The sequence below is a fragment of the Paenibacillus sp. Marseille-Q4541 genome (assembly GCF_018310695.1).
Lineage (GTDB): Bacteria > Bacillota > Bacilli > Paenibacillales > Paenibacillaceae > Paenibacillus.
The window spans coordinates 165,448-183,501 of the sequence record NZ_JAGXCY010000004.1; the positions used below are offsets into that span (position 1 = coordinate 165,448).

Here is an 18,054-nt window from a genome sequence, read left to right on the forward strand (position 1 = left end):
CCCCCTACCTCACAAGCAGGGGGTTTTTGAGCATAAAACATATCCAAATTTATAAATCCAGTGTTCCTATGTTTCCTCAGGTTAAATTGCATTGGCTCGGCTCACAATATCGTTCACAATCCGCTCTAGCTCATTGTAGCTTTTCTCCCATGTGAAGACATTTGAGTCACGCTCACCTTTCTTGGCAAGTTTTTCTCGAAGGCTACGATCTTCGATGAGCCGAATGACATCTTTCGCCAGACGATTTTCGTACCTGTAGGACATTAGACAATTCCGTTCATGCACAGCATACTCCGTATTTCCGCCCGAATAACATGTAACAAGAGCGGCTCCACATCTCATGGCTTCCAGTCCCGGAAGTGAACCTGTATCATATGAACCTGAACTGACATAGATATCCGTTTGATTGTAATGATATCGTAACTCTTCATCGTTAAATGGGGTGTACATTTTATATTTCCCCGTGGATCGTAGGTACTGTATATCTTCAGATTCTGCATACTCACCAGGCGGTGTGATGAGATTAAGAGATACTTCAGGATGGGCGGCCTTCACAAGATCAAGCTGGGCAAGCAAATATTTTTGTTCCCGATGCCACGAAAAATCTCCTTCTTCCTTACGGTAGATAGAAGTAATATTCAAAGGTCCATTTAATTGCTTGCGAATATTCATGTTATGGAAAAATCCACTTACACCCACAGGTACAATCCGGCCCCTTATTCCATGATTAAGAAAGATCATATCCTGCTGCCACCGGGACAATACAAGCAAGTGTGGAGTTAGATGGTACGATGGAAAGGAGTATTGATTTTCTTTTAAAAAGGTAGGTTCATAACACAAAGATAACCGAATATGAAGACCTTTCCCTTCCTCACTCGCTTGCTGAGCAGGATAGGCTGTCGTATAAAAGTTAGATAATATAACGTCTCCTTTAGGAAAATGATGTGATAATAAAGCCGTGTCGGTTAGCTGTAAAATTTGAGCTTTAATCTCGTACTCTACAACACCTTGGGCAGGCATCACGATAAGAACTTCATGACCAGTTTCAACAAGCCGATTAGCCAGTTCAGACAGCATCCGCTGTGCCCCTCCGTGACATAATGTATATATAGGTATAATATAACGCAAGTCCTTCACCTCCCTTACATTAAAGGGACGACAGTAAGGCAGGTCTATGAAGATTCTGAATGCGGACAACCTCTTCTGCGATCTCCTGACTATGCCTTGCCGTTCCCATTTGATCATGCATCCTGTACTTAATGAGCGGGATATCGATACACCCCAGTTCAAAGTGAGGAAGAAGCCGGAGCCACATCTCATAATCATGCGCATACCGAAAATTGGGATTGAATAGTCCCACTTTACTGAACACTTGCATATCGAGCATCACGGTGCATCCGTTAATCGGACAATACGATAAAAGAGTTTGTATCATGGCTGATCTTCTGCCAAGATTCGGATACATCGTCTCTGTCTCCTGACTAAGAACATTCATATAGTGATATGCCGAGTGGGTAAAAGACAATTGTTTCTCCATCATGTACTTTACTTGTGTCTCTACTTTGTTAGGAAGAAAAGCATCGTCACTGCTTAGCCAAGCAAAATATCGTCCCTTCGCATGCACAATTCCCGTATTTAGTGCTGTAGCCGTTCCTCCATTCACCTTAGGAAGATAGAGAATCCGATCTTTGTAGGGTGTAATAAGTTCCGTATGCTGGGTTGACCCATCATCCACCACAATAATTTCAATATGCGGATAAGTTTGCATCAGCGCACTTTCAATCGCTTCCGCGATGTATCCGTCATTATAAAATGGGATGACGATGGAAACGACGGGATTGTTGTACATCGCTTATTCACCTCTCTCTATACATCAAGGGTTTTCCAAGCTATAAGTGCGTCGACCGGTTCATGTCCTGTACCATAGGACTCCTCGAAGGAAGGGTTATTCGTGTTATGGAATCCCTTGAGCACGATGACGTGATAGCCGAGATCGATCAGTTCCTCAGCTTCCCAACCGCTGTAATGTTTTTGATAAACTTCACCTTTCAAATTGTAATGATCCACACCCTTTTGAGGAAAAAAACCGCGCGGAGTAAAGATAATAATTCGATGTTTAGCAATTTGCTCTGCCTGCTGGAGTACACGAGTACCCTCTTTTTTAGTGAAATGTTCAAGAGAATCAATTAGCGTTACAGTAGTGAAGGAGTTTGGAAGAAACAATTGATCCATGAATTTTGCGTCTGCATTCAGGGGGATGACATGCGGAGCTTGATATACTCGATGTTCGAGATAAGGTCGATGGATTTCTAAAGCTACAATGAGTCTGCACTCATAATATTCCAGTAGTACACCTAGACCGCTACCCACATCAAGCACACTATCCGAGAACCGAAGGAGTTCACACAATAATGGCAAAAAATCGGCGTTCTGTATTTCATGATACATCGTTGTAATCCCCCTTCCTACCGTTCGAGCATCTGGATCATGTGTCGTAACTGATCGGCATATCTGTTTTGCGTATAACGTATTTCATGAGTAATTGCTTCTGCGTGCTTCACACTGCCCATCCCCTGATGTCTACGGTATGCAGTGAGCGGTTCTGCCAAATAGGCGAAAGAATAATCTGCAAGTAGTACTCGGTACCATAAATCATAATCATGAGTATAAGGAAGTGCTTCATCAAACATCCCAATCGCCTGAATCAGAGATTTGTGAAACATGACTGTACATCCATTCACCGGGTTTCCCAAAATAAAGATACGTAACATCTCAAGCCTAGTCATCGGAGAAGCACCAGCACGATATTGAGTCAAACTGCTATGTTCATTAATGTAATTAAAGTTGGTATGGGAAATACTTACTCTTTGATCCATCATCAGCTGTACCTGTTTCGCAATTTTTTCTGGATATAAAATATCATCTGAACTAAGCCATACAATGTACTCTCCAGATGCGTGCTTAATTCCATGGTTGAGTGCAGTGGCGGTACCTCCATTCTCCTTCCCAAGATAATGAATATAAGGAAGGTAGGGATGAATTTGTTCGACATGTTCCGTAGACCCATCATCCACCACGATAATTTCAACCATAGGGTATGTTTGACTAAGTGCACTGCTAATCGCCTGAGATACAAATGGACAATTATAAAAAGGAATCACAACCGTGACGAGAGGATGAGTATTCATCCACACCCTCCTTTCTGCTTATGGCGATGATCATTTAGTACATCCAGAATAGAACTGGAAAAAGGGATTTTCGGTTCCCACCCTAACTCCTTGAGAGAAGAACGTGATTCATTCCCTGATGAGGACGCCCCTCCAGGTCCAGAAGAAGGGGCTCCCCATGTCAGGGGAATATCTGCTTTCGCATAGGATATCAGCAGATCTGCAATCTCTCCAAGCGTTCTCTCCTGACCAGAAATAACAGGGTACACTTGACCTGGTTTACCCTTCAGCAGAAGCAGCAGATAAGCCCGGACGGCATCTCTTACGTCCAGATAATCACGCGCATCACCCCTGGAAGATAGACGGAATGGTGCTGGATTCTCCCCTCGTTCTGCTGAAGAGACATGCCCTGCAAGCAATGAGCAGATACCCGTCGAAGGCCCAGGGCCAATCAAGTTTCCGGGTTCAGCGTACATTACCTGTTGATCGTACAAAGCGGAGAAAGATACAGCTACTAGTTCTTCGATGTATTTACTGAGACTGTATGGATGGGGAGGAGACAAAGGAACATCTGGAATTGGAACGTATTTCAGACGAGAACCAACGATAACTGCCCGGCATTCAGGCAGAGCACGCATCGCGTCAAGCAGGTATAGCGGGGACATAACATTCATTTCGATGGTGGATACGGGATCATTCCAAGAGGCAGGTACCGAATTCTGCCCTGCCAAATGCAAGATATAATCGGGTTTTACAATGCTGAGAAGATGGTTTACTGCATGACGGTCTGTCAGATTACACAGGTGTACGTTTACCTGATTAGGGAATAGATCAGCAGAAATCATCCTTACCACTGCGCTCACCTTTGCACCACAGTCGCTTAGCAGCTGAACCGCATGCCTCCCTGTAAACCCGGAAGCTCCGGTTACTAGTACAATCTTGTCTCTCAGTCCGGATGTATCCATTCTTCCAGCTCCTTCAGCATGTCACGATAAGACGGTAAAAAGGAGTCTACATCCTCCCGAGTGACAGCGAGCGTACGATCCTGAACAAAAGTACTGCTTGGGACGATAACGATTTCTTTGAGATTCCAGATTTCTTTAAAAAGCAGCAGCAGCTCATACTTGGAGACGGGTTCAGGATGAGCCAGATGAATCAGCCCTGATACTTTGGAGGTCAAATATTCATCCACCATCTTGGCGAGCATCAGTGTAGTCACTCCGTTCCATCTCACCTTTGTATATCCTTGAACGACTCCTTTTTGATTGAAGAACCAATGCATGAGACCAATCCCGTTCTTACGTACTTCCGGGCCGATAATGGAGGTACGTATCGTAAGATGACCCGGGGAACGAACTTCCCCGAGTGATTTGGTAATAGCATATACCGTTTCTCCATCTGTTACATCCTCTTCTGTATAGCTGCCTGCTCCATCACCTTTGAATACACAGTCCGTGCTGATATGAATAAGCCTTGCTCCTATTTGATCGGCAAGGTTCGTTAGTCGGTGCGGCAAAAATCCATTTACATGGTATGCCTGAATGACATTTTTCTCCGCATATTGATTTAAAATCCCCACTGCATTAATGATGACATCTGGGCAAACCGCTTTTACGAGTAGGTCTACGCTGTGGATGTCATTTACATCAAGCACAAGTCCATTCGGGTCTTTCTTATCACGAGACGTATAAAACACGGTATGGCGTCCTTGTTTTTTGAAGTAATCGACCATCATATGGCCAGCCATGCCATGGCCACCAATTATGAGTAGTTTCATGCCAAGAACCCCCCGCGCTGCAGGATATTCTTAATCTCCTCTTTCGTCATCAGATTAAATTGGGAACTGAAACTGGAGAAGGTCACCGGCTTATAATTTTTATAGTGTGCTTTTAGTTCTGGTAAATTGAGCGTTGGCAGAATAACGAGATACTGGTCATCATAAACAATCGTAGTTCTGCTTTCGAATTCACTCATCAGAATTTCGTGGATTTTTTCCCCCGGACGCGTGCCACGTTCCACAATTTGAACGCCTGTAATTCCTGAATCTTCAATAAGCACCTCTGCAAGATCCACAATTTTGCAGGTTGGCATCGTCATGACGAATATTTCTCCGCCTACACTTTTAACAGAAGCTTCAAATAACAAGGAAATTGCATCACGAAGGGTGAGGAAGAAGCGGGGCATTTCCATATCGGTGATCGATACTACTCCTTTGTTCTTGATCTGATCTTTGAACAGATGTACCACACTGCCGTTTGTGCCAAGAACATTCCCACCACGAACCGTCACGAACGCAGTTTTGCTTCGGAGTAAGTTCGCGTAGACAATCAGCTTTTCACCAATCGCCTTGGTCATTCCGTAAAAATTCGAGGGATTTGCTGCCTTATCTGTGGAAATATAGATCACTTTTTTCACTTCATTCTCTACTGCAGCTTCAATTACATTTTGAGTACCAATGACGTTCGTCTTTAGCGCTTCATAGGGTTGATCTTCACAGACGGGTACATGTTTTAGTGCTGCCAAATGATATATATAATCTACCTCACGGCTAGCAGCAACTAATGCATCCTTGTCTCTTATATCTCCAATACAAAAACTGAGACGACTGTCTTCAAATTCACGGCTCATCGCAACCTGACTTGATTCACCGCGAGAGTATACGATAATTTCCTTTGGATTCAGGGTTAGCAACTGACTAATCAATTCATGTCCCCATGAACCTGTTCCCCCAGTTACGAGGATGCGCTGATTTTCAAACATGCAGATTCCCTCCAAGCAAAAATTTAACTACTTTATCCGATACATCCTGTGCTAGGTATCCTTTTGGACACTCCCATGATCGATGTAGTTCTGTCATCAGCTTCGCTGATGCTGCAATACGTGTTGCATCAAGTCCAGAAACAATGTTACTGCCGCAATCGACAGTCTCTGGTCGCTCGGTTGTTTTGCGCATCGTTACCGTCGGGATTCCCATGATGCAGCATTCTTCCTGTACGGTACCGCTGTCTGTTAAAGCACAACATGCATTTTGTTCAAGCAGAAGAAAATCAAAAAAACCAAAAGGCTCATGGAACTCGACTAGTGGATGCATTTCGAGCTTCAGATGTTCCTTGATTCGGATTGCTGTGCGAGGATGGATACTGCATATAATCCGTTTTCCCTGTTCGATCGCTACTTGATTAAGTCCTGTCATAATGGCTTCCAAATGTTTAGGATGGTCTACATTCTCGGCTCGGTGGGCAGTAACCAGAAAATATTGTTCTTTTTCCAGTCCCAACGTTTTCATAATGTTACTGTCCAGCATACGATTCTCATAATGCTTCATCACTTCGTAGATTGGATTCCCTGTCAGTACAATACGCTGACTTGGGACCCCTTCCCGGATCAAATGCGCTTTACTCTGCTCCGTGTAAGGCATATTAATGGTCGATATGGCGTCAATGACCCGGCGGTTTTTCTCTTCCGGCACATTCAGGTCATAACACCGATTCCCTGCTTCCATATGAACGACTGGAATTCCCATTCTTTCAGCGAGAATGGCAGACAAAGCGCTGTTCGTGTCACCTAAGAGTAAGATTTTATCTGGTTGTTCCTTAAGCAGAATCGTTTCAAGCTGACCGAACATCGCCGATAATTGTTGTCCAAGTGAAGCCGCCTCGTCCTGCAGTACATAGTCCGGAGCTCTTAGTCCTAATTCTTTAAAAAACTGGCCGCTTAAACTTTCCGTAAAGTTTTGGCCCGTATGCACAAGAATATGACGTTCAGCATAACGGTCTAACTTGGGAATAATAAGACTGAGCCGTATAATTTCAGGTCTTGTTCCGAGCACCGTCATGATCTTCATGGTGATCCCTCCCTTTGTTATGGAGTCATTTACTTTTTTTTCTTAGACCGCGTACGTTTTAATTCAAGTCGTTTCCTTACCCCTTTTTTCTTCTTTAACCGCTTAACAAGAGAAGATTGGGACTTACGAAGAGAATGCTTTCGTGCTACAAACTTCTTCTTGCGTCTACCCGCCACTTTCTTTCTTCGTCTTCGCCAAATTTTCTTGCTCCCTGCAGACTTATGTTTCGTGTGAGTACGAACCCTTTCAGGAAGTGACAACCGGTTCATTAACTCCTGAACCATCTCCGCCGCGCGTGCCGAATAAGCTGCTGGACCGTACACCCGCTCTACCTCTACTTTGCATCGTTCTCCCGTGAGCCTACTTTCTTTCGGATTCTGGATACAGTTCTCCATCTTCAGCGCTAAATCTGCTTCGTTCCCTGGCTCCACAAGTAAATGTGGACTACCAACAGCCATCATCATCTCCTGAAGTCCTCCCTGCCCAAATGCAACAACGGGTGTTGCATAATAAAGGCTCTCCAGTGCAGTCATCCCGAAGCCTTCCTTGACTACACTTGGGACAACCGTAAGATCCATAGCACAATAAGCCTCGCTTACTTCGACTAAGAAAGGAGTAAATAGGAACTGGTGACTGTAGCCAGATTTAGAAATCAAACTCAAGCATTCGTGGTAATAGGCTTCATCGGCAGGATTCCCTATAATCCAGTACCTGGTATGAGGATATCGTTCACATAGGGTTAAGGCGCTCCGTATAAAAGACTTTAGACCTTTAGCACCATAAATAAATGTGGAGATATAGCCAACGCAGAAATGTTTCGAGGTAAGACCGAGATGGCTGCGTCTCTTTGCTCGAAGGAGGTTCCATTGTTGCCGAGGAGCATGAGATGCATCCCAAGTTGGACATAATATTGTGGATTTTTCTGGAATCGAGCCATGCTGTAACGGTTCTAACACCGTCTGTGAGATACCAATCACCCAGTCACTGAAGTCATCGATAATTTGCACTGCCTCTGCTGTACTATCATTCATTTGTATCGTTTCTGTAATTTTCCAAATGACAGGGATGTTAAGGATTCGAGCTGCCATGGCAGGTACTGCATTAACACACGTATTTGTTAACACCATTTGTGGGGATTCTTTGCGAATAAGGTTTATCACGTTACGAGACGAAGAAGTTTTCATTAATTGATCCGCTTCATACCTTATCCCATTGTAGGGAGTATACATATTGTGAAGTAGATCAAAAGGTTGAATTTTGACTCGGATTCCATTCTTTCTAGCTAGCAAGGAAATCATCCCTTCACTTGGGACAACGAGTACGCAGCTAAAGTAGGGTCTCATTTCCTGACAAAAGTGCAGCAACAACTTTTCAGCACCTGTGATGCTGCGCTTGTGACTGACATGGCTGAACAACATCAGTTTCGGCTTCTGTGTCATCAGACAACGTACACCCTTTCTGCTAGCTACTAGGAAAATGGTTTGCAGAAAATGATGTGCGTTTCTTCACCTCCTCCTGTTTTGCAATGAAGGATAAATGACTCTCTAACCACAATATATTGGAAGACGGCAAATGTCGGCACGACATTTGCACCACAACATTCACACAATAATAAAGAAACCTTTTGTTCTATGATCCGAAAATCGTTTGGAGTAGGGTGTGAATTTGGTTATTGTAAGAGTGTTCTTTCCAGGTTCGCTCGAATCCCCTGAGCGCAACTTCTCTCCGCTTGTCTTCATTAGCAAGGTAGTATTCGATTTTATCCATCATCTCTGAGGCAGTTTCATACGTCTCGATCTCTACACCTGGAGTATAGAAACGACTTAGATCTTGTCTTGCGTCCGTAAGCTGGAGGGTTGCACAGGCTGAAATTTCAAATGTGCGTGGGTTTGGAGAGAATGCCGGAATCTTGAGACTGTTGTTATTGATGGAATCATCTTCATGGGAGCGATGCATGTTAAGCACGATTTTAGTACCGTTGTATACATCTTTTGTCTCCTCTGGATTCATCCAGCGGTTAAGTTCAATTTTGTGCTTATATTTTTCGAATTTAGGTAGGCGATCCCACCATATCCCATTAAACACAGTTTGGTACGACATGATCTGGGGCAGTATGGGGCTAAAATAGTTGATTCGATTCCAATACCCTGAGCCAATGAAGCTAATATCTCTACGATGCTGGGTAGGGAACGTATTCGGATGGAACTGGGGAAGATACGCACCAAAGGGTAAATAATGTACCTCCTGACATCCATAATTCTGGTATAGTTCAATACAATTCAGCTCAAGTGTAAATACATAATCGTAGTGAGGAGCCGTATTGAGCGTCATATCTGTATAGTAAGGATCATCTGTTAGCCAAACTGCCGTTCTGATTCCTTGATTCCGAATCGCATCTACTTGCTCGGTTGGAAAATACATACCATCCAGCACCAGCACAAGATCCGGCTTTAGAGAAGCTGCCATTTCTGCAACGGAATCATTAGGTCCGGCTACATGAAGAGTCATCACCATATCTTGGAGTGTACCTCTAATCGCTTCGTCGAGCGGGGAATAAGGAAATCCCTTGCCTGAGGAAACGTAAAGCACGTGGACAGGACGAATTGGAAAAGACTCCGTCGCACGATTCATTACATAATTGGCGCGACCGCGTAAATATCCGTCCTCATATCCCCTTTGGAAAGGTACACTCTGACCTACTGGATGAGCTGTATAGGGCAAACGTTTTGGTTTTGCCCGCCGTGGTTTCTTTCGGTGGGTCTTCACTCGTTTTACAGCCACAACTGCCATCCTCCTTTTTGTTCTCTTTTGCTATTCCAAGAGCTCATACATAATCAAGCAGTTTACTGATGCGTTGTTGGAAAGAATGGTTCTCATGGGTTGTATATAGACTTCGCCAAGCAACGGCAAGCCGTTCTTTTTCATGCGTTAGATAATAAGCGATTTTCTTCTGCAGCTCGGAAACATTCCCGAAAGTCTCTATGTCATACCCGGGTCTGTAGTAACTCGTCAGATCTTCTCTAATATCTGTAAGTTGAAGCGTGCCGCAGGCGTTAATCTCATACGTCCTTGGATTAATTGAACCCGCAGTTATATCGTGTGTATTTCGATTATCTAACCCCTGTTCCGTTGGCCTGTGCATATTAATAACAATTTTTGCTCCGTTGTAGTAATCTACTGTTTCAGTGGGAGGAATCCAGCCCGTCTTGATAAAAGGTCCCAGTAAATCCTGTCTCTGCAGCCTGCCCCACTGCCCTCCGGCAATAAGTACACGTTTATTTTTCAAAAAAGGGGCGAGTTCATCAAATAAAGAGATCCGATTCCAAAATCCACTGCCAATAAAACATACATCATATTGATAACTCGCAGACGTCTTGCGGGGAGTAAAGAGTGATGTATTTACACCGAGCGGAACATGATATACGTTTACAGCACCCTGGCTTCGGTAGAATGAAACTGCCCTGATTTCATGAGTGAAAACGAGATCATAGTGAAGACAGATGGAAGCTGTATCTTCTGTAAAGTAAGGATCATCTACGAACCAGATAGCGGTCCGAATGCCCAGCGCACGAATCTCATCTATTTGAGCAAGATGATCCGCTGGGAACACATGAAGACCGTTCATGACGAGAACAAGATCCGGCATATAGAGGGCAGCGCGCTCTCTCATATGAGCGGCATCCGCCACGATACATTCGGATACAGTGGTTTGAAGTGCTTGAATGACCCCATCATCAATGGCTTCGAAACCTTGAGGGACATAGAGCACTTTCATTTTACGAACAGATGACTCCGTCTTCTTTACTCTCTGGAGTATTGCCTCACAACCGCCGTACCGGATGCCTTCAGCATATCCATCAAGGTAACTCCGCACCTGCTTCCTCCTTGTAAGTTTCACCTGTTGCTCACCTATCTCTCTTGATCATAAGTTCATGTAGTCACTTCTAACTATATGCCCTAAGGTCAAATGCATCATGGACCGATGTCCAAGCGGAGAAAAATTGGCTTTTGTACGGGTGGCATTTGTCTCCTTCTATCCATATGTACATATAACTAACACGGGGAACTTGTCCTTTCTATAGCTGACACGGGTGCCGTCATCTTCTTGTGCCTAATGATTAAAAGACAGACAATCGATGACGGCATCATAATCCTAGGTTTCTTTACCTTGATACGCCAGGGCGTGGCCATCTTCGAACCCTTTGGCAAACCCTACGTTGAACCCTTCGTTGTAAGCCTCGTTGTAAAGTTTTGAACCTGTTTTTTTTGCGGGAGAGAGAATTTTGGCGGTAGTGGTTTGAGATCCTTTTCGTTTGAGAGATTTTTTGGTCTTGGACGACGACGATTTCCGCTTGATTGGAGACTTCGTTGTTTGGGATGTTTTTTTCGCCAGCTTCTTCCCAAGTTTCCCTGTTTTTCGTGCAGGACGAACTACTTTTTTGTTGGTGCCTTCCTTTTTGGATAGCACCTTTCTGGACTTTTTTCTTTTCATCCTTATTCCTCCTGTTGATGTCAATCTTGGGATGCAACCCGGCAAGATAGTTGCTGGTTCACATACCATGGTAGTGCAGGAGTTCCCTTATTCAGTGGATTTCAGCTTAATGATCCCAAACATCTCTGCCATATGGACATTGACCTCGCGTTCAGCATCCAGAACCCTGGTAACCTGCTGGTGGGCATGAGCCAGGTGTCCAAGCATTTCATCCAATTTGTTTTGCATAACTCGGATCCTCCTTTTACAACTGAGCTCAGATATCCGAATCTAGGATAAACACAAAAAATCCCCGGCCCGACATTTGCCTTTGGTAGCATATGCCGGGCCGGGGAGCTCAGTTCCTATATATCAAGGGGATTAGCTATAAACTTTGGTGATCAATTCTTTAAGTACTTTGGCAGAGTGATCGAATTTCGCTTTTTCTTCTTCGTTCAGATCGATTTCGATAACTTCCCGGATTCCTCCACGGTTTACAACTGCAGGAACGCCAATGTACAAATCTTCATGGCCGTATTGACCTTCAAGCAAGGAAGAGACAGTCAAAATGCTGTTCTCATTACTGAGAATCGCTTTTGTAATACGTGTGAGTGCCATACCAATCGCGTAGTAAGTAGCCCCTTTACGTTCAATAATATGATAAGCGGCGTCACGAACATTGACGAAGATTTCATCCAGCTTTGCTTTATCCTCAGGGTTATTACGACGATCAAGCACTTTCGCCAATGTTTCAATACCGACAGAAGCTTGGCTCCATACAGCAAATTCAGTATCTCCATGTTCACCAATAATCGCAGCGTGAATATTACGAGTATCCACTTCGAGGTAGTCCCCTACCATGTAACGAAGACGAGCTGTATCCAGTGTCGTACCGGAACCAATAACGCGTTCTTTAGGTAAACCGGATTCTTTCCAAGTTACATAAGTGAGAATATCCACTGGATTGGAAGCAATGAGGAAAATGCCATCAAATCCGCTGTCCATAATATCACGTACGATGCTTTTGAAGATTTTCGCATTTTTGTCTACTAAGTCCAAACGGGTTTCACCTGGTTTTTGCGGCAAACCTGCTGTAATAACAACGAGATCAGCTTGTCCGCAATCTTGGTACGTACCGCTCCGTACTTTCGTTGGTGCTGGTGCAAATGGCATCCCATGATTGAGGTCCATTGCTTCGCCTTCAGCTTTACTTGCATTTACGTCAATAAGGATCAATTCCTCAGCAATTCCTTGGTTGATCATAGAGTAGGCATAACTGCAACCTACTGCTCCTGTACCTACTAATACAACACGATTAATTTTGTTACCCACCATAATAAAAATCTCCCTTCAATTATAGAAAGCTGAATTTTTGTCCTAGTAAAGAGCCCAATTTATTATCCCAACAATAACAAGTAAAATTACGCTGATCTTAATTGTAAATTTAAACAATTCATTCTCTTTACCAGCGAGACCAACGGCCGCTGCAGCAACTGCTACGGATTGTGGCGAAATCATTTTTGCCATTGCACCACCCATGACGTTCGCAGCAACCATAGCTTCTGGCAAAATTCCAATTTGGTTTGCAGTGACAGCTTGTAAAGGTGCAAATAACGATCCGCTGTTAACAACAGAACCGGTTAGGAACACGCCAATCCAGCCGAGAATCGGTGCAAACAATGGGAAGATACTGCCCGTTGAAGCAAAGGCAAGACCAAGCGTCGAAGACATACCTGAGTAGTTACAAATGTAAGCAAATGCAAGTACGCTACAAATGGTTACGATCGGGATGTACAATTCTTTTACCGTTTCTACGGCAGCATCTTTAATGATGCTTCCTTTAATGCGGTAAATAAGAATGGTCAGAATGCCCGCAATAAGAATCGCTGTTGTCGTAGAAGAGAATAAATCCAGATTAAATACAGCAGCGTAAGGTGTTTCTTCTGGAACAACCGGTGGTTGCCGCAGAATCATGTTATGAACTCCTTTTATAGGGAAACTGAAAACCAGACTATTCAGCGGTCCATCTGCTGCGAACAACGCTTTGAATGGTTTCAGTGAGAACAAAATAACCATAATGGTCAAAAGAACAAACGGTAACCAAGCAAAGGCAATTTGCCCCAGGCTGTAGGATTCTTTCTTGATTCCTTGCTTCGCTTGCTTCAATTCTTCTTTTGCTTCCAAACGATAAATTTCTTTCGGCTTCCAAACACGCAGGAAGAGAGCTAGTGCAACCAAACTCACAAGTGCAGAGATGATGTCTACCAGTACAGCTCCTAGTGTATTAAGAACAATAAACTGTGTAATCGCAAATGAACCTCCGCAAACCAAAATTGCGGGCCAAGTTTGTCTCATTCCTTTAAAACCGTCAATTAAATAAACTAATAAAAAAGCAATGATCAAGCTGATTACCGGTATCACAAACGATGTCCGGCTCGCCACTTCAAGACCAGAAAGATCGGTCAATGTAGCTGGCGTTGTAACAGGAATCCCCATGGCTCCATAGGAACCCCCTGCAATGTTAGCAACAAGGCAAAGTCCCGCTGCATATACAGGCTTAAATCCAAGACCAATCAAAATAACAGCTGTGATGGCCACCGGCGCACCAAAGCCTGCCGCACCTTCCAGGAAGGCACCGAATGAAAAGGCAACCAGCAGAACTTGTAAACGCTGATCTTCGGTAATGGTTGCTATACTATTCTTGATAATATCGAATTTCCCTGTTTTCACCGTCAGTTTATACAAGAAAATCGCTGCTAAAACGATGGACGCTACCGGCCAAAGACCTGCTAGCACGCCATAAAAACCGGTACCTACAACTTTAAGAAAAGGCATTTTGTAGAAGAAGAGTGCTACGCATGCTGCAACAGCGACACTCAGGAAACCAGCTACATAACCTTTCATTTTAAAAACAGTTAGAGCTACGATAAAAAATATAATGGGTACTGCTGCTACCAAAGCAGATAGCCATATATTACCCATTGGATCATATATTTGATTCCAAACCCCCACTTGTTCCAACTCCTTAATTCTTGATTGTTTAGATATTGTGAGCCTTGCTAGATTATCCTATTCACACAGCAGATAAAATATGGATGCTTGTCTATCATCAATACATGTGAAATTATTCACTTATATTGAGATAAGTGTCATTGCCTTTTTTCAGAACATGATAATTGTCACAAAGCTTCAGCCGAGTTCTTACTATAGCGTCGCTTTTGCTCTGAGAATATGACATTTTTCACATTTTTCTGAAAATACAGAATGTGGAAATGAAAGTTTTCTAAATTTTTCATCCATTTCAATCATATTGAAACGAAAACGCATCATCTTCTGTGACTTTACTCCCCAATCTTGATATGATGAGAACAAGCAGATTATGCCAGAACGGAGATGACATATTCATGACAGTAAAAAAAGCCGTCATTCCTGCAGCAGGACTCGGTACCCGATTTCTTCCAGCCACGAAAGCAATGCCCAAAGAAATGATGCCGATCCTAAACAAACCGACTATCCAATATATTGTCGAAGAAGCCATTGCTTCCGGAATTGAAGATATTATCATTGTTACCGGAAAAGGCAAACGGGCGATTGAAGATCATTTTGACCATGCTTTTGAACTGGAGCAACTACTTGCAGACAAGGGCAAATCCGCTGCCTTGGAAGAAGTTCTTTCTTCCTCTACTGTTCCAAATATTCATTACATCAGACAAAAAGAACCCAAAGGGCTTGGACATGCCATCTGGTGTGCAAGGAAGTTTGTAGGAGACGAACCTTTTGCCGTTCTCCTCGGAGATGACATTGTCGTAAATCCTGTACCTTGCTTGAAGCAACTGATTGATGAGTATACAAGAGTGGAAGCATCCGTGCTTGGTGTGATGCAGGTTCCTGACGAGGATACGTACAAATATGGGATTATGGAGCCTCTTGAAAAGAACAATCGGAGTTATTCAGCGCTGCGATTTGTGGAAAAACCACAACCTGGAACCTCACCTTCCAACCTGGCCATTATCGGACGATATGTACTGACTCCGGATATTTTCCCTTTGCTCGATGAACACCATATTGGCATCGGCGGTGAAATCCAGTTGACCGATGCCATCGAGAAACTGAACCAGACTACTCCTGCATACGGTTATGAATTTGATGGTAGACGCTATGATGTAGGGGATATACTCGGGTTTCTAGACACAAATATCGAATTTGCTCTGGCCAATTCTAACTACCGTGAAAAAGTGATAGAAATGTTACAACATAAAATGGATACCATTATCTCTCAGCATCGCTAACTGCATTTATTCATGGATTTTTCCATATGAAGAAGCGCCTATCGTAGTCCAATTACGATGGGCGCTCTTTTAATCGTCATTTTATTTTGAGAACAAATATTATGATTTTCGCTTATGCGATCGGCGAATGATCCACCGAATAAGCTGATACAGTACAAATACAATCCCTGCCAGAATAAAAGTTCGAGTCAGCGAACGTTCTACGATGTTAAACACCTGTTTCCACTGTTCGCCAAACACGTAGCCGATTGAGAAAAATACAGTGACCCATATGGCAGTTCCTGCATAGGCATACGTTGCTACTGTACGGTACGGAAGGCGGATAATGCCTATAAAATACCCAATAAACTGTCTCACCCCAGGAACAAAAAAAACGTATAACAATAGCTTGTCCCCATATTTATCATACCTTTTTCTCGTTTTTTCCAAAAATTCTGGATGAATAGACAGCCATTTACCAAAGCGATCTACGAGGGGTGTCCCGAATCGATAACCGATACTGTATGTAATCGTTACGCCAAGAATAGCTCCTGTTAGAGCAAATAAATAGGCAGGCAGCCAGTTCAGCAGGCCCAAATATACAAGGTATCCTGTGTACGTTAATGTACTATTTCCTGGAGGAATGGGCAAAGCAATGAAATCAAGAGGCAGCCCAATCAGTAACACATAGTACCCGTATTGATCAAATAATCTTTCTACCACATCTATCAGATTCATGAGGACTCCTCTTATGTACAAAAATAAAAAAACGATGTTCTATCCTATCTAGAAAATAGTAATCAAACTTGGAACTTTAATCAAGTTTACCCTTCTGCTCCTCTAAAGAATCATAAGGGAAGCAGAAGAGATATTAAAAATTTATAGTGGATTACGAATGACAGGAGGTGCAATAATGGGCAGCCCGAGCGGTAACGCATGGATCCGGTGACTAGGCAAGACGTGTATATCCTTATCGCCTATGGACCAGCATGCAGCAGCATACCTTGTCGCGAAAGGTCTTCGTTTCCCTTGATGAAGCTGATACAATTCGGAATTCGCATGCAGGACGTTCTCTGCTAAGATACTCCCTTCAGGCAAGCCGAAAGCTTTCCCTTGCACTCTCATCATTGCCAAAAGTTCTCGCTCAGAGTTTGCATGTACGACCTCCCCTGAAGGAATGTTCCAAAGTTCAGGCCTTGATAAAGTCACTGCTTTCTTTCGAAAATGAGAAGTGATGGATTCGTCTCCACTCGTTTTCACCTGATGCTTCACTCCATCTGCTAACCAGTATAGGGTTCCCGTCGCACTTTGCACCATTCGGTTGACCGGATAGAAGTGGTACGCATGTCTGTTCTTCCAGACCGGCATATTTCCTGCCTGTATGATCCGCTTTGTTCTGTGAATAAGATCATGTGGATTTCCCCACTTGGACGTATAAAATTTCGCATTCTGCTCATTCGTCTGTTCAAACTGATCAGCCAGTTTCTTCATACTGACGCTGCCATAGTGGTGAATAAAACTATCTCCTGCGACAACTAATTTTCTATTCAGTAAGCGAATTCGAATGTTCCAGTCCTCATCTTCATAGTTCCCTATCTGGTATCCTTCATCTAAATAACCAACTTCTGAGATGAGATTTCGCCGGAACAAAAGACAGAATCCTACAAGCCGATCGGTTTCTCGCCATTTGGATGGATCGGGCATACGATAGCCTTCTGCAAACTTCCACATGTCCTTGATTCGTTTGTATGGCACTTCGATCTGCTGGTCTCCCCCAATGTAATTGGTGACAGGTCCGACTGCAGCGATACTCTCATCGCTCTTGAGGCACGATAGCATATGACTTAGCCAGCCGGGGGTTACGACCGTATCATTGTTGAGCATCACTATATATTTCCCTCTTGCCATCATTAGCCCGTAATTTATTCCGCCCGCAAAACCGCGATTCTCGTTAAGTACCGTAGACCGTATCCAGGAGCTCCGGCTCTCCAAATACTCCGCTGTTCCATCGGTTGAAGCATTGTCTACTACGATAATTTCATATGGTTCCTCTGTATGTGCCTTAATGCTGTCAATGCATTCTCTTAGATAAGCGAGCTGATTGAATGTTGGAATGACAATGCTCGTTCCATCCAACAAAGCCCCATAGGACTTAGTCCCAGCCTCTACGCCTCCCTCGTAGCCTAGACGATACCCTTCCTGATAAGCGGGGTATGACTTGCGAGTATTAGCAGCCAATCTTTTTCGTTTCCTTCTTACTAAAGATTCCCCAGGTTTTCGAGAACTCGTTCCCTTCATACCTAT

18 protein-coding genes are annotated in these 18,054 nt (G+C 43.6%); 1 reads left to right on the plus strand and 17 read right to left on the minus strand.

Features of this window, described 5'->3' with window-relative positions; translation table 11 throughout:
• Nucleotides 1-81: 81 nt before the first annotated feature.
• The 15 genes from KFT32_RS07180 to KFT32_RS07250 all read right to left on the minus strand — a co-directional run bounded on the left by KFT32_RS07180 (nt 82) and on the right by KFT32_RS07250 (nt 14,494).
• Nucleotides 82-1,128, minus strand: coding sequence for a glycosyltransferase family 4 protein (locus KFT32_RS07180; protein WP_211746465.1), 1,047 nt, complete (start codon nt 1,126-1,128; stop codon nt 82-84).
• Nucleotides 1,129-1,147: 19 nt separating this feature from the next.
• Nucleotides 1,148-1,849, minus strand: coding sequence for a glycosyltransferase (locus KFT32_RS07185; RefSeq protein WP_211746466.1), 702 nt, complete (start codon nt 1,847-1,849; stop codon nt 1,148-1,150).
• Between the two features lie 17 nt (nt 1,850-1,866).
• On the minus strand, nt 1,867-2,448 hold the full coding sequence (locus KFT32_RS07190) for a class I SAM-dependent methyltransferase (protein ID WP_211746467.1): 582 nt from the start codon (nt 2,446-2,448) through the stop codon (nt 1,867-1,869).
• 17 nt (nt 2,449-2,465) lie between these two features.
• Nucleotides 2,466-3,188 carry a glycosyltransferase gene (locus KFT32_RS07195; protein ID WP_211746468.1) on the minus strand — a complete coding sequence of 241 codons (723 nt, stop codon included), beginning with the start codon at nt 3,186-3,188 and terminating at the stop codon, nt 2,466-2,468.
• On the minus strand, nt 3,185-4,132 hold the full coding sequence (locus KFT32_RS07200) for an NAD-dependent epimerase/dehydratase family protein (protein ID WP_211746469.1): 948 nt from the start codon (nt 4,130-4,132) through the stop codon (nt 3,185-3,187). Before KFT32_RS07200 ends, KFT32_RS07195 begins: the two co-directional genes overlap by 4 nt.
• A complete protein-coding gene (locus tag KFT32_RS07205; RefSeq protein ID WP_211746470.1) occupies nt 4,114-4,944 on the minus strand; it encodes an SDR family oxidoreductase in 831 nt (276 codons plus the stop codon). The genes KFT32_RS07200 and KFT32_RS07205 overlap by 19 nt, the downstream gene beginning before the upstream one ends.
• Entirely contained in the window at nt 4,941-5,927 is a 987-nt protein-coding gene (locus KFT32_RS07210; protein WP_211746471.1) for a polysaccharide biosynthesis protein, read from the minus strand. Before KFT32_RS07210 ends, KFT32_RS07205 begins: the two co-directional genes overlap by 4 nt.
• Entirely contained in the window at nt 5,920-7,011 is a 1,092-nt protein-coding gene (gene wecB, locus KFT32_RS07215) for a non-hydrolyzing UDP-N-acetylglucosamine 2-epimerase (RefSeq protein ID WP_211746472.1), read from the minus strand. Before wecB ends, KFT32_RS07210 begins: the two co-directional genes overlap by 8 nt.
• 29 nt (nt 7,012-7,040) lie before the next feature.
• A complete protein-coding gene (locus tag KFT32_RS07220; RefSeq protein ID WP_211746473.1) occupies nt 7,041-8,450 on the minus strand; it encodes a glycosyltransferase in 1,410 nt (469 codons plus the stop codon).
• A 190-nt stretch (nt 8,451-8,640) separates the two neighbouring features.
• Nucleotides 8,641-9,792: a CgeB family protein gene (locus tag KFT32_RS07225; protein ID WP_481856312.1), complete on the minus strand. Its 1,152-nt coding sequence runs from the start codon at nt 9,790-9,792 to the stop codon at nt 8,641-8,643.
• A 43-nt stretch (nt 9,793-9,835) separates the two neighbouring features.
• Complete coding sequence (locus KFT32_RS07230) at nt 9,836-10,885, minus strand: CgeB family protein (RefSeq protein ID WP_349304873.1); 1,050 nt, start codon at nt 10,883-10,885, stop codon at nt 9,836-9,838.
• A gap of 279 nt (nt 10,886-11,164) precedes the next feature.
• Nucleotides 11,165-11,503, minus strand: a complete 339-nt coding sequence (locus KFT32_RS07235) for a hypothetical protein (protein WP_211746476.1) — start codon at nt 11,501-11,503, stop codon at nt 11,165-11,167.
• Between the two features lie 87 nt (nt 11,504-11,590).
• Nucleotides 11,591-11,731, minus strand: coding sequence for a hypothetical protein (locus tag KFT32_RS07240; RefSeq protein ID WP_211746477.1), 141 nt, complete (start codon nt 11,729-11,731; stop codon nt 11,591-11,593).
• A gap of 132 nt (nt 11,732-11,863) precedes the next feature.
• Nucleotides 11,864-12,817: an L-lactate dehydrogenase gene (locus KFT32_RS07245; protein ID WP_249435715.1), complete on the minus strand. Its 954-nt coding sequence runs from the start codon at nt 12,815-12,817 to the stop codon at nt 11,864-11,866.
• A 42-nt stretch (nt 12,818-12,859) separates the two neighbouring features.
• Nucleotides 12,860-14,494 carry a lactate permease LctP family transporter gene (locus KFT32_RS07250; protein ID WP_211746478.1) on the minus strand — a complete coding sequence of 545 codons (1,635 nt, stop codon included), beginning with the start codon at nt 14,492-14,494 and terminating at the stop codon, nt 12,860-12,862.
• Between the two features lie 392 nt (nt 14,495-14,886).
• Here KFT32_RS07250 and galU point away from each other — a divergent pair, with 392 nt between their 5' ends.
• Nucleotides 14,887-15,771, plus strand: coding sequence for a UTP--glucose-1-phosphate uridylyltransferase GalU (gene galU, locus KFT32_RS07255; protein ID WP_211746479.1), 885 nt, complete (start codon nt 14,887-14,889; stop codon nt 15,769-15,771).
• 99 nt (nt 15,772-15,870) lie between these two features.
• Here the strand turns inward: galU and KFT32_RS07260 are convergent, their stop codons facing one another.
• A complete protein-coding gene (locus KFT32_RS07260; protein ID WP_211746480.1) occupies nt 15,871-16,488 on the minus strand; it encodes a DedA family protein in 618 nt (205 codons plus the stop codon).
• A 141-nt stretch (nt 16,489-16,629) separates the two neighbouring features.
• Nucleotides 16,630-18,048 carry a glycosyltransferase family 2 protein gene (locus KFT32_RS07265; RefSeq protein WP_211746481.1) on the minus strand — a complete coding sequence of 473 codons (1,419 nt, stop codon included), beginning with the start codon at nt 18,046-18,048 and terminating at the stop codon, nt 16,630-16,632.
• Nucleotides 18,049-18,054: the final 6 nt, after the last annotated feature.

Coding starts and splice junctions, on each gene's coding strand:
- KFT32_RS07185 (WP_211746466.1), bottom strand. CDS start 1,849: ATGTACAACAATCCCGTCGTTTCCATCGTCATCCCATTTTATAATGAC.
- KFT32_RS07190 (WP_211746467.1), bottom strand. CDS start 2,448: ATGTATCATGAAATACAGAACGCCGATTTTTTGCCATTATTGTGTGAA.
- KFT32_RS07195 (WP_211746468.1), bottom strand. CDS start 3,188: ATGAATACTCATCCTCTCGTCACGGTTGTGATTCCTTTTTATAATTGT.
- KFT32_RS07200 (WP_211746469.1), bottom strand. CDS start 4,132: ATGGATACATCCGGACTGAGAGACAAGATTGTACTAGTAACCGGAGCT.
- KFT32_RS07205 (WP_211746470.1), bottom strand. CDS start 4,944: ATGAAACTACTCATAATTGGTGGCCATGGCATGGCTGGCCATATGATG.
- KFT32_RS07210 (WP_211746471.1), bottom strand. CDS start 5,927: ATGTTTGAAAATCAGCGCATCCTCGTAACTGGGGGAACAGGTTCATGG.
- wecB (WP_211746472.1), bottom strand. CDS start 7,011: ATGAAGATCATGACGGTGCTCGGAACAAGACCTGAAATTATACGGCTC.
- KFT32_RS07220 (WP_211746473.1), bottom strand. CDS start 8,450: ATGACACAGAAGCCGAAACTGATGTTGTTCAGCCATGTCAGTCACAAG.
- KFT32_RS07235 (WP_211746476.1), bottom strand. CDS start 11,503: ATGAAAAGAAAAAAGTCCAGAAAGGTGCTATCCAAAAAGGAAGGCACC.
- KFT32_RS07240 (WP_211746477.1), bottom strand. CDS start 11,731: ATGCAAAACAAATTGGATGAAATGCTTGGACACCTGGCTCATGCCCAC.
- KFT32_RS07245 (WP_249435715.1), bottom strand. CDS start 12,817: ATGGTGGGTAACAAAATTAATCGTGTTGTATTAGTAGGTACAGGAGCA.
- galU (WP_211746479.1), top strand. CDS start 14,887: ATGACAGTAAAAAAAGCCGTCATTCCTGCAGCAGGACTCGGTACCCGA.
- KFT32_RS07260 (WP_211746480.1), bottom strand. CDS start 16,488: ATGAATCTGATAGATGTGGTAGAAAGATTATTTGATCAATACGGGTAC.
- KFT32_RS07265 (WP_211746481.1), bottom strand. CDS start 18,048: ATGAAGGGAACGAGTTCTCGAAAACCTGGGGAATCTTTAGTAAGAAGG.